This window comes from Paenibacillus prosopidis, from assembly GCF_003337375.1.
GTDB lineage: Bacteria > Bacillota > Bacilli > Paenibacillales > Paenibacillaceae > Pristimantibacillus > Pristimantibacillus prosopidis.
In genome coordinates this window covers 1-10,843 of the sequence record NZ_QPJD01000034.1, presented here as the reverse complement: position 1 = coordinate 10,843, position 10,843 = coordinate 1, and the positions used below count along the sequence as shown (strand labels likewise).

Below are 10,843 nucleotides of genomic sequence, written 5' to 3'. Positions count from 1 at the left end.
AAGGCGATGAAGAAGCATTAGTCAAGCTGGAATCCTCTCAACTGCCCAATGATACGATGCAGAACGAGTATTATATATCGTTCTTGTTCGACGAAAACAAGCAAAAAACGGTTTCGTTTATACTTATCAGTGACTTTGAGTTTGCAATGTTTTCGAAGTAGCATAAATCTTGCAGCAGTTTGTGCATTAAATAACGAAGGCAGCCGATCAATAGATAGGCTGTACCCAGAGAGACGAGAGATGCATGGATGGCTCCCTCAGAGAATAAGGATTTTCTCACGAATGCTCGGTCATTCGCAGAATTTCACATGCATGTTTAAATGGGAGTTTTTTTGTAAACCCTCCCAAAAAGAAAAATTTATTTTACCTCATAGTTTGCGGTTACGCCGCCAATATATTTATCCAGATTCCGCCGCGATAAAAGACAGAGACACCCGTGCCTTCCGCCCACGTCCCCATAATCGGATTGATGTACCCAAGAGCAGGGTACCTGAATAGTCACTGAATATTTGCGATTTGATCAGACTCCCAGATCGCGTAGGGCCTAACTTGCTTGCTCACGGCGATCCGATACATCGCGTAGGCAACTTGGCCTGCTCCAATCGGCTTGTATTTGCGCAGAGGACCGACCATGAACAAGGAAAGAAACGGGAAGAGGAGTATTCCCGCTTTTTCCTTGATCCGAAATTCTTTTCGCTTTCCCAGAAGGAGTGAAGGGCGGAACACGTGGTACTGATCGAAACCGACCGCGGCCAATACTTCCTCCGCTTCTCCTTTGACCCGACTGTAATAGATGCGGGAGATCTTATTAGATCCTATTGAACTGACGAGTAAATACTTTTCCGCTCCGTTACGTTTGGCAATTTGCCCTACTTGCACGGGATAATGTAAATCAACTTTGCGAAATGCTTCCTGCGTTTTAGCCTTTATGATCGTCGTACCCAAACAGCAGAATACATCCTGCCCGACGATCTCCTCTGAGAAGTCCTCCAACCGTGCAAAGTCGACGATCACTGTGTACAGCTTGGGATGGGAATAGGGGAGAGGAGCACGAACAAGCACGGTCACCCGGACGTACTCTTCACTTTGCAACAGAAAACTGACTAGCTGTTCGCCGATCAGGCCGGTCGCTCCGAGCACAAGAGCGGTTCGATTCATCATGAGTTTCACCTCCTATTAGGCGATGGATTCCTGATCTCAGTATAAATGCAGCCCGGCTCCTAAAGGAGAAACGGACTGCACTTGGAACTTGAACCGGTTACATCAATAATCGGACCATTTTACTAAAGCTTCAACCTTCTCTTGTGTGTACGGCGGAAGGAGATGATCAATTCCCACGTCAGGCGGCGATATGAGCATCGATTTGGCATGAGTCAGCGAGTCGAACCCGTACTTACCGTAGTAGTGCCCCATCCCCGAAGGCCCAATCCCGCCAAACGGCATCGATTCGATGAACAGTTGAACGTTGGTCTGGTTTACTGCTCCCCCGCCGAAAGATAGGCCTCCAATGAAGCGGTCGATCGTTTTCTGGTCCCGGCTAAACACGTAGGCGCCGAGTGGACGGGGCATCGACGTGATTTGGGTGAACGCTTCATCTAATGTTTTGTAGATAATGATCGGCAGAATCGGACCGAATATTTCGCCTTCCATAATCTTGTCGTCGAATGTGACGGGATAGAGAATGGTAGGATCGAAGTGACGGGCTTCCGCATCGTATTGACCTCCTGACACCACCTTGCTTGGGTCAATCAGACTGGCGAGCCGTTCAACTTCCCGCGCGTTGATGATATTCGAAAAATCCGGATTGTTTTTCGGATCGTTGCCGTAGAGCTCTATGACGGCCTTTTTGGCCTCCGAGACGAATTCTTCGGCTACCGATTCATGGACATAGGCATAGCCGGGAGAAGTACACCATTGTCCGCCCCATGCAGTAGCCCCCCAAACGAGCTTCTTGGCCGCATCCGGAATGTTTGCCGTTTCATCCACCAATGCCGGATTCTGGCCGCCGAGTTCGAGCAGTACGGGCGTCAGATTTTCGGCTGCCGCCTTCATGATCACCTTGCCGGTCTTTGTACTGCCGGTGAAGAAGATGAAATCGAACGGCAGCTTCAACAGTTCGGTGATCTCTTCACGATTGCCGGTGACTGCCGTTACCGCACGCGGATCGAAATATTTCGGCACGAGTTCAAGCAGAAGCGCGTTGGTTGCCGTTAAGGTAGCAGGCAGTTTGAGAATACAAGTATTGCCGGCGGTGAGCGCAGTAAGTGCAGGGTGGATGAGCAATGTCAGTGGCCCGTTGTACGCACCGATAATTAAGGCCACTCCATAGGGATCACGAGTGACGATGCCCTTATGACCGGACTCTCGCAGAAACTTCGGCAGCGGCGCCTCAACCGGCTCCATCCACGACTTCAACTCATGTTTCATAAACTGGATGGTTGCGAGCATTGCACTCGTCTCGAACACTTTTTCCTGTGAAGCCGTCTTGAAGTCGCGTTCCATCGCTTCCTGGAGCGCGATATTGTTTTCGCCGATCATCCGCTCCATACGCTCAAGCTGCTCGATCCTCCACTCATATGAACGGGTAACGTTTGTGTTGAAATACTCTCTTTGGCTTTTGAACCTATTTTCGAATTTATTCATTTGCATTCTCTCTCCTTTGTGTTTGGCGTTCGTGATACTGAACGTAAATCATGTTACACGACAAAATCATTTGCAAATCAGTATTTAAAAAATAACAACCCTTTGGGCCGACTCACTTCCGTCGCAGCACGTAAGCACGGTTACGCCGCAGAAGCCTCGTCTGCATCCGTACCAAGTACCTTCATCGTTACTTCAATAAATTGCGTAAGCGGAATCGCGTACGGATTGTTGAGATCCATCAGATCCGTTTGAACCCCTGGTGGAGCCATTTCCAGTACTTTTACCGAAGTGTCTTAAGCATGCGTGTAGGAATGGAGTGCTGCTTTCGTCGCCGAATATCCAGCGGTCATCGCTAGCGGCACGAATCCAAGTATCGAAGTCGTGTTGATGATAACCGCTTCTTCTTTGGACTTTAAATGCTCTATTAACGCAGACGTCATACGGATTGGCCCAAGCAAGTTTGTCGAGACAGTCGAAACCAACATCTTCGTCCATCACGTCCGCTGCGTTATCGGGAAGCATGATGCCGGCATTGTAAAACAAGACATTTAAATCCGGGTATTCTTCGATTAACTGCTTGGCGACCGTCTTTATGCTGTCAGGATCCTGTACATTCATCTCCACTGCGGACATCCCGGGATTCGCTTTAATCGTCTCCTCCAGACGCTCTTTACGCCGCCCAGAGATGATAACTTTGTTTCCAAGTTTGTGTAATACAGGTTTTTAGTTCTTCGATGCAGGGCGTGCAAGACGCTCAGAGAAGGCGGCCATAAATTTACGTGTGAAAAAGCGGCTGATGTTGGCGGTCCAGTAATTGCCGATACCGTCTACAACATAGCTGCGGTTCTTCGCAAGTCCACGAAAGGCGGTCCTTACAACGGACTGAGGAGTACCCGTAACGCCTCCCGGCAAATCCGTAGTACCGACCACATCGAAAAATCCTGTTTTGGTCGCTCCCGGACACAACGCCAGAACACGAATTCCCAATTGCCGGTTCTCAGCCCAGAGCGATTCCGAGAAGGATAGCACAAACGCTTTGGTAGCGGCGTAAGCCCCCATATAAGGGAATGGATAAAAAGCCAAAAAAGAAGAAACATTAACAATGATGCCATCCTTCTGCTGCTGCATGTAGGGTAAAAACTGAGCGGTCATATCCATGAGTGAGGTGATATTCAGATTAACCATTTCCCGGTAACGATCCATGGGGATTTCTTCAAACCGACCGTGCGTGCCGAACCCTGCATTGTTAATCAGAATGTTCACCTTCAGGCCAAGCGCCTTAACTTGTTCTGCCAGTTCTCCAGCAGCCCCGCGCTTAGAGAGATCACTGACCAGAGCATAGGTATTTACTCCATAGGAAGCTTTCAAATCCTTTGCGAGAACCTCCAGTTTATCCTTCGAGCGTGCAACCACAATGACATGGCTGCCTCTTGCGGCAAGCTCTCTTGCGTATGCCTCTCCTATACCGGATGAAGCACCTGTAACCAGTGCGACTTTGCCTTTATAATTAACCATTGATATGACCTCCTGATTTATAAAAAAAGTTGTATGAACCTGGCGAATCGGGTTAGAAAATATTTTCTACTTTCACTATAAGGGGTGAAGGTGTAATTGTCAACAAAATAGAATTTTTATTCTATTTTACGTTGTTTTTCTTATAATACAATAAATATTATTGAATTATTACTATTTTAGTGGAACAATAATTCCAATATTGACACTGTGATGTTTCAAAACTATAATAAACTAGAAAATATTTTCCCGAAAGGAAGGGATAAACACGGGTAAGCGAGAGGATATTATGGTTGCAACGCTGGACTTGATCATTGAAGAGGGCATACAGTCCGTTACTTTTCCGAAAATCTTTAAACGAGCCAATGTCGGCTCCAGCACCTTCTATAATTATTACAATAACAAAGAAGAGCTGGTTAGTGAGCTTTATAAAAATGTACTCATCCACATGGGAGAGGTGATCATGACCGGCTATGATCCTAATCTTACTATCTATGAACGAACCAGGGGCATTCTGAGACGCATGGTGGATTACGGGCTGAGCTTTCCCAAAGAAATTCTGTTTCTGGAAGGATATAGCGATTCTCCTTATATCCACGAAGAAGTGAGAAATATGATGAATCCTGCGATGATTGAGATTTTTGCCATTATCGAAGAAGGTCAGAAGCAGGGCATCATCAGCGAAATGGATCAAATGTTTTGCTGTCATCTCATCAAAGGCATGGTTGCTACTTCGATAAGGGGATATTTGGGAGGAAAATATCCTTTTGGCGAGGAGCAAATTCGGCAGACATTGGATGCGTGTTGGAGAGCCATTAAGGTGTAGGTCAGGAGACCTCAAAGGCAAGTGGACAACGGAATGCTATTTAAAAAGGGAGAAATAAGTAAAGCAATCACCTCCGGAACTATTTTGGTTTCGGGGGTTGTTTTTTTGGTAACCGTTGCACAAGAGTCAGCAAATACTATTTATCCGGCTGATGGACTAAGCAGTTCCGTGAACCTGATGGTTTGATAATGCAGCTGTTCAGTATGCAAAAGGGAGAAGTCCGTACACAGCCGTCTCAGCCGGCTGTGTGTTTTTTTCAACTTATATTTTTTTCGATTTAAAAATAGTGTTAACAACACTAAATATTTTTTTGTTTTGTTAAACCGATTTAAAGACATATGTACAAAATAAGAAATTTTGTACGTACATATGTATGATAAGCTAACTGGAAGTAATGTTGTAACAAAATCATTTTAATAAGCAAATTTGTGTCGTTTATTAGAGCAGTTTTGTATCGGTAGAGAATATAGATGGAGACGAATTAAGCTATAATAAGGTAACATTGAATCCAGAACAATTTGGGAAAGAAATCGCTGCTTTCATGGGGGTATAGATGTCTACATATTGGACAATACAGACGACAGAGGTTTGGGAGCAATTTAAAAAGCAAGGATACTTAGAAGGAACAAAAGTGTATGCAATGTACCCAAAAGAGTATACATGGATGATGAAACAAATGAACAAAAGATTAACTAATTACAAAGGTGAGTATCCTATTTGGTTGTGGATAAAAAAACCCGACATGCGTTCAACCTGTCATTTTAGCAGTTATACTCAATGTGTCAGGTTAAGACTCGATTTGAATGATCGCGATGTATTAGTTTCTGATTTTGATGATTGGCACATGGTACTTATAACACATTCAATGCTGACAACGAAGAGGAATCCAATGCTTTTTACGATAATAAGCTAAGTATTTCTAAAAAAGAAAGTTGGCTACGAATTTTTGATTTAGATAGAAAATGAGATCCTGTTTGGCATGGTATACAAGAAAGAAGGTTGCAAGGTGTTATAGGAAGAATAAGTTTAAGTAATGTTAAAAAGGTCGAGAACTTTATTTCAAGAAAACAGAGTGAATTATTATAAATTTAGGGAACGCGTAATTTGTATGAAGAAATCTTATTTTTTTATGTTGCTTACAATAGAAGCTTGCTGTAAACCCCAAAAAATATCTCGTTTCCATATATATAGCTGATAAACGAGGCGCTGGCGATCACCGGTCCAAAAGGTACAATAACGTTCTTATCCCCACTGCGTGATACTACGAGATAAATCCCCATGAGTGTGCCAACGAAACAGAAAATGAGGAATGACAGCAGGGTGAGCTTTAATCCAAGTACTAAACCGGTTAGAAGTAAAAGTTTAATGTCTCCATAACCGATGGCGTCACTCTTCCTGATAACTTTGCCGATCAGCTTAAAGCAGTAGAAAATACCACCGCCAAGCAGTGCAGCAACGACATACTCCCAATACGGAAGCGGGTGAATAAATATTCGGATCGTGGCAGCTAAAATAATTCCAGGGATCGTGATCTTATCCGGAATAATCATATGGCGCCAATCGCAAAAGGAAATCGTGAGCAGAGCCACGATGAAGGGGATTGCAACAATCCATTCTTCCGAAAATTCCATGAATGACGCCATGAGTCCGAGACCAAGCACCGCTGAGAATCGGACCGGCAGGGCAGGGGCTAGCATTTGGACTCCTTTGGAGCATAGCGCATTGAGAATGAATTCATCCAACCGCCCGCCCACAATCCAATCGCGGCCGCGCAAGTAATAAAAATAGCTATAAGCATGGTTTCAATTCCTTCCTCTTGGTTACTCCTCTTACAAGCCCATGAGAATGACCGACGGCAGCATATCTATCCGGTGTTCGTACCCTTTTGAGGCATAACGGCAAAGAATACCATTCTTAGTCACAAGCTCAAGAATTTTTATTTGTCGTTGCCGCAATAGTGCGCGTATATGTTTCTGCTCTTCCTCAAGTTTAACTTGAATAACTTCAAGATAAAGGACATAGGCGCTCATGGAGCAAACCTCCTTGATCCGTTCGGTGACGTGAGCTAGAACCAAAGGGAGTATCAAGCTTACTATGTGCTGAATATGACTAATTCTCGATCGTCGAAATTTATATGCCAACGTCATTTTTCTCCTCAAATCCAGGAATCACGACGAATTCACTGACGTCATTTTCCTTTTTAATATCTATCGTTTATGGTAAACGAGCGTACGCCAATCTCCATCGTCTTTTTCGATCTGGGCAAAAAGCTGAATGATACCCGCGGGCATGAAGAGGGTGATAAAGCGCTCAAAGAGGTCGCTTCTATTTTGAAGGAAGAAATAGAGGATATTGGCATTGCCGGTCGCTACGGTGGCGAAGAAATGGTTATGTTGATCGAGGATCCGGAAGTGAGCGTTGCGGAATTAACTGAGAAAATCCGCTTTCGTATTGAGGATGAAACGATCGTAACGGCCAGTATCGGGTATGCCTCGTTTGAGGAAGGCATAACTACTGATCAGATTATCAAAAACGCAGATAATGCCACGTACGTCGAGTCGTGTCTTACGATGCCATTCGAGACGAGCAGCATGATGCCAGCTAAATCGTGAGAGCGACCTTTGTTCATAGTTAAAAAAGGAGTTAGCTTCCAAGGCTAACTCACCAATTGTTGTCATGTTCCTACTGGAGGATCATTACTACCGCCAGTCGGTGTAGCAGCATAAACTTGTTCAGCATTAATTGTTGCGAAAGTAGTTCCAACTAAAAATGCTACAGCGATCAAAACAACAGCAACGGCCTTTTTCATCGTGATCACCTACCCCTCAGTGTAGTGTTAATAAGAAGAATAATCACAACAGATATTCCCATTTGTTGGGCAGCCCGGGAAGTTTTCAGGAAGTATTCGGGAAGGTATCAAAACGAACTGGCGATGTACATCATAATGGAACGTAAGGACGTCAATGAATTTTTGAACCTATCTCGTCCCGGTCTGAGCGAGGATGTCTGGAAAAAAGCTGATTTGATTATCAAATTAGATAAGGAATCATAATGAATAATAAAAACAAAAGAACCAACTTACGAGGCTAAATCAATTTTTATCATGTTCCTACTGGAGGATCATTCATACCGCCACCACCCGGTGTAGCAGCATATATTTCTTCAGCATTAATTGTTGCGAAAGTGGTTCCAACTAAAAATGCTATAGCGATTATAATTACAGCAACGGCTTTTTTCATTGTGGTCACCTACCCCTTAGTGTAGTGTTAATACGAAGAGCATATCGCATCAAATATTCCCATTTGTAGGGCAGTACCCGGGAAGTTTTCAGGAAGTTTTTAGGGAAGGTATCAAAATGAATAATAAAAAACAAAGCTAACTCCTTAGTTGTTATTCTCCCGTTCCTTCTGGAGGATCATTACTACCGCCACTCGGTGTAGCAGCATAAACTTGTTCAGAATTAATTGTTGCGAAAGTGGTTCCAACTAAAAATGCTACAGCGATCATAATAACAGCAACGGCTTTTTTCATTGTGGTCACCTACCCCTCAGTGTAGTGTTAATACGAAGAGCATATCACATCAAATATTCCCATTTGTAGGGCAGTACCCGGGAAGTTTTCAGGAATTTTTTCGGGAAGGTATCAAAATGAATAATAAAAAACAAAGCTAACTCCTTATCCTCCCGATCCTTCTGGAGGATCATTACTACCGCCATTCGGTGTAGCAGCATAAACTTGTTCAGCTTTAATTGTTACGAATGTGGTTCCAACTATAAATGCTATAGCGATCATAATAACAGCAATGGTTTTTTTCATCGTGATCACCTCACCCTCCATATTCGTGTGATTGAACTTAACTCAGTATGGATCACAACTGGTGAATCTGGGAAGGATGATTTTTTATAACCCCAGTACATTAGCCGGTCAGTCCTGCTTCCTTATCGGAAGGATTGGGAAAGAACCGTCAACCTGAATGTGACGATAGCCATGCATGCCTACAATGTACAGTAAAGAAGATGAAGAAAATGAGGTCCATAATGAAGTTGTGTGGCAAATTAGCTAGAATCTTAGTTGGCATGTCTCGCAGCGGTGAAGCTTACAACCCTCCTAGAACGATGCCAATTCAGCTAGCAGCTTAATCTATACTTACCGTTTCGTTGTACGAGTTTTGGCTTATTCGCAGGATTTCAAAGAAAGCACGGAGTACCGGATATATTCAACCAAAGGGCACCGACCCGTAACGATAGCAAGACCGGCCTCCATTTATTGAGGTTGATATTATGGAAGTAATATGGAAATAGAGAATAGCTGAATAAACGGACATCACGAGTGTTATAACTGGTTCAGTTGCCTCTTGAAGCGTATTACCAGTAAATATCTTTCTGGAGGTGTGAAATGGATAATAAGTACAATCCCTTTGAGGATAAAACTATTCATACAACTCAGTCAGATAACAATACTGTTGATTATTCCGACAGACAAGGCTTTAATGATGTAATAAAGCATTATGATGCTGTAAATGGATTTCAAAATCCAAAACAACTAAATCAAACTCCAAGGTCTCTAAGACAAATAATTCGATGGTCAATAATAATAAATGTTTCAATATTTTTCGGATTTCTTATTTAGGACTTAGTCAAAACCATTTTCTAACATGGGAAGAGAAGATAGTTTAGTTAAAGAATGATTGGACGAAACTGCAACCTTATCATATTTCCAGCGTCTTACTTATGCTAGTCTTCATGTACGGTGTAGTGGGCCAGTGAGAATTTTTCCATCGCTAACCAGGAACAACAATTAGAAAAGAGGGTTACTCAATGGTAAAAGGAATGTTTGTAGTATTTTTAAGCTTGTTACTATTATCTGCTTGTTCTCAACAGCAAAAGGCTGCATCATTGGCTGAGGCCATTGGTTTGGAAGGAATCGGCATTACTGAACTACACAAAATCACTGACATTTCAAAACTTGATGGTATTACACCCGTAAGATATATACTTGATAACACCTTAGAAACCATTATGGTTTATGACTTTGATACCAAAGAAAAACGGGAACTTGGGCAAAAACAATTTCAAGAGCGTCAACAACTTCTCAGTTCCCAAGCCCCGATTGTCTATAAGGCACAGAATTATCTAATTCTTTATTACAGTGATGTTGATTCGAAAACGCAAACCCCCAAGTTGGCTGAAACGGAGTATGGAGAAAAGCTTCAAAAAGCATTCAAACGAATCGGGTAGTCCTGAATAAGGAAATTTATTGAGCTCCCTCAGAGAATAAGGATTTTCTCACGAATGCTCGCTCATTCGAAGGATTTTACATGCGTGTAAAAATTGGAGTTTTAATGATTACATAACATGGGCTAGGCAGTTCCGTTTGAGGGCATGCGGGAATAGAAGGTGTTGGTCTATTTACAACATCTTCCACAGAAAGATTTGCTGCACATCTCTCTCCACAAGGTCCTTGGGATTCACTCTCCCAAATCTCAACGGGTCTAAGCCCTTACATTCCTTCGTCCTATCTATCCAAGGTGTGGAGTCCGATCAACGTTAACGGACGGGTCTAAGCCCTAAAGCGTAAAAATCTCGATACTCCGTGCTTTCTTTGTGAAATCCTGCAAATGAGCCAAGCCACTTTTCTGAGTTGCGAATTTAGTTGTTAAGCTGCTAGTGGCGGTTGAGCCTTATCCGCGGAGAAAGTTTGTCCTTCTCTCGCCATGGCTACAAGCATTCGAGCCAATTTCGCAATCAACTTCATCATAGACTGCATGTTCGTCATTCGTTTTACTTCAATATTGTGTGCATGCAGGGCTTGGAATGCACGATTGTGAGATAAGAGGTGAAACACCGAGAAGTACAAATGCTT

Annotated in this window: 17 protein-coding genes and 3 pseudogenes; 7 read left to right on the top strand and 13 right to left on the bottom strand. The window is 43.3% G+C overall.

What is annotated here, in order from left to right:
- Nucleotides 1-498 precede the first annotated feature (498 nt).
- The 6 genes and pseudogenes from DFP97_RS29385 to DFP97_RS29370 form a co-directional block, all read right to left on the bottom strand.
- On the bottom strand, nt 499-1,161 hold the full coding sequence (locus DFP97_RS29385; protein WP_114384215.1) for an NAD(P)H-binding protein: 663 nt from the start codon (nt 1,159-1,161) through the stop codon (nt 499-501).
- Between the two features lie 102 nt (nt 1,162-1,263).
- Nucleotides 1,264-2,643 carry an aldehyde dehydrogenase family protein gene (locus tag DFP97_RS29380; RefSeq protein ID WP_114384214.1) on the bottom strand — a complete coding sequence of 460 codons (1,380 nt, stop codon included), beginning with the start codon at nt 2,641-2,643 and terminating at the stop codon, nt 1,264-1,266.
- A gap of 140 nt (nt 2,644-2,783) precedes the next feature.
- Complete coding sequence (locus tag DFP97_RS32030) at nt 2,784-2,912, bottom strand: hypothetical protein (RefSeq protein WP_281271027.1); 129 nt, start codon at nt 2,910-2,912, stop codon at nt 2,784-2,786.
- A gap of 24 nt (nt 2,913-2,936) precedes the next feature.
- On the bottom strand, nt 2,937-3,128 hold the full coding sequence (locus DFP97_RS32025; RefSeq protein ID WP_281271026.1) for an SDR family NAD(P)-dependent oxidoreductase: 192 nt from the start codon (nt 3,126-3,128) through the stop codon (nt 2,937-2,939).
- A gap of 58 nt (nt 3,129-3,186) precedes the next feature.
- A pseudogene (locus DFP97_RS32020) lies at nt 3,187-3,306 on the bottom strand (short-chain dehydrogenase); the annotation flags it as partial.
- A 60-nt stretch (nt 3,307-3,366) separates the two neighbouring features.
- Entirely contained in the window at nt 3,367-4,158 is a 792-nt protein-coding gene (locus DFP97_RS29370; protein WP_114384213.1) for an SDR family NAD(P)-dependent oxidoreductase, read from the bottom strand.
- A gap of 286 nt (nt 4,159-4,444) precedes the next feature.
- Here DFP97_RS29370 and DFP97_RS29365 point away from each other — a divergent pair, with 286 nt between their 5' ends.
- From DFP97_RS29365 to DFP97_RS29360, 3 genes are all read left to right on the top strand, one after another.
- Nucleotides 4,445-4,981, top strand: coding sequence for a TetR/AcrR family transcriptional regulator (locus DFP97_RS29365; RefSeq protein ID WP_114384212.1), 537 nt, complete (start codon nt 4,445-4,447; stop codon nt 4,979-4,981).
- A gap of 21 nt (nt 4,982-5,002) precedes the next feature.
- On the top strand, nt 5,003-5,167 hold the full coding sequence (locus tag DFP97_RS31065) for a hypothetical protein (RefSeq protein ID WP_181873732.1): 165 nt from the start codon (nt 5,003-5,005) through the stop codon (nt 5,165-5,167).
- Nucleotides 5,168-5,534: 367 nt separating this feature from the next.
- A complete protein-coding gene (locus DFP97_RS29360) occupies nt 5,535-5,894 on the top strand; it encodes a DUF3841 domain-containing protein (RefSeq protein ID WP_245976645.1) in 360 nt (119 codons plus the stop codon).
- A 223-nt stretch (nt 5,895-6,117) separates the two neighbouring features.
- On the opposite strand, the gene DFP97_RS29355 is transcribed toward DFP97_RS29360, so the two are convergent.
- Both DFP97_RS29355 and DFP97_RS32440 read right to left on the bottom strand, forming a co-directional pair.
- Entirely contained in the window at nt 6,118-6,678 is a 561-nt protein-coding gene (locus DFP97_RS29355) for a prepilin peptidase (protein ID WP_147275119.1), read from the bottom strand.
- Between the two features lie 132 nt (nt 6,679-6,810).
- A complete protein-coding gene (locus DFP97_RS32440) occupies nt 6,811-7,128 on the bottom strand; it encodes a YhjD family protein (RefSeq protein ID WP_484216279.1) in 318 nt (105 codons plus the stop codon).
- A gap of 69 nt (nt 7,129-7,197) precedes the next feature.
- On the opposite strand from DFP97_RS32440, the gene DFP97_RS29345 reads away from it, so the two are divergent.
- Nucleotides 7,198-7,593, top strand: a complete 396-nt coding sequence (locus tag DFP97_RS29345; RefSeq protein WP_114384209.1) for a GGDEF domain-containing protein — start codon at nt 7,198-7,200, stop codon at nt 7,591-7,593.
- Nucleotides 7,594-7,655: 62 nt separating this feature from the next.
- Here the strand turns inward: DFP97_RS29345 and DFP97_RS32015 are convergent, their stop codons facing one another.
- The 4 genes from DFP97_RS32015 to DFP97_RS31050 form a co-directional block, all read right to left on the bottom strand.
- A complete protein-coding gene (locus DFP97_RS32015) occupies nt 7,656-7,790 on the bottom strand; it encodes a hypothetical protein (RefSeq protein WP_281271025.1) in 135 nt (44 codons plus the stop codon).
- 292 nt (nt 7,791-8,082) lie between these two features.
- Nucleotides 8,083-8,220, bottom strand: coding sequence for a hypothetical protein (locus DFP97_RS31060; RefSeq protein WP_181873731.1), 138 nt, complete (start codon nt 8,218-8,220; stop codon nt 8,083-8,085).
- Nucleotides 8,221-8,371: 151 nt separating this feature from the next.
- The gene (locus DFP97_RS31055; RefSeq protein WP_181873730.1) at nt 8,372-8,512 is read right to left on the bottom strand and encodes a hypothetical protein; all 141 of its coding nucleotides are present in this window, start codon (nt 8,510-8,512) and stop codon (nt 8,372-8,374) included.
- Between the two features lie 144 nt (nt 8,513-8,656).
- Nucleotides 8,657-8,797: a hypothetical protein gene (locus tag DFP97_RS31050; protein ID WP_181873729.1), complete on the bottom strand. Its 141-nt coding sequence runs from the start codon at nt 8,795-8,797 to the stop codon at nt 8,657-8,659.
- A 168-nt stretch (nt 8,798-8,965) separates the two neighbouring features.
- Between DFP97_RS31050 and DFP97_RS31820 the strand changes: the two are divergent.
- The 3 genes and pseudogenes from DFP97_RS31820 to DFP97_RS29330 form a co-directional block, all read left to right on the top strand.
- Nucleotides 8,966-9,120: pseudogene (locus DFP97_RS31820) on the top strand (IS110 family RNA-guided transposase); the annotation flags it as partial.
- A gap of 256 nt (nt 9,121-9,376) precedes the next feature.
- Nucleotides 9,377-9,610, top strand: coding sequence for a hypothetical protein (locus DFP97_RS29335; protein ID WP_114384208.1), 234 nt, complete (start codon nt 9,377-9,379; stop codon nt 9,608-9,610).
- Between the two features lie 188 nt (nt 9,611-9,798).
- Nucleotides 9,799-10,218 carry a hypothetical protein gene (locus DFP97_RS29330; protein ID WP_114384207.1) on the top strand — a complete coding sequence of 140 codons (420 nt, stop codon included), beginning with the start codon at nt 9,799-9,801 and terminating at the stop codon, nt 10,216-10,218.
- A 418-nt stretch (nt 10,219-10,636) separates the two neighbouring features.
- Here DFP97_RS29330 and DFP97_RS31250 read toward each other — a convergent pair.
- Nucleotides 10,637-10,843 (bottom strand): annotated as a pseudogene (locus DFP97_RS31250) (IS110 family transposase); the annotation flags it as partial.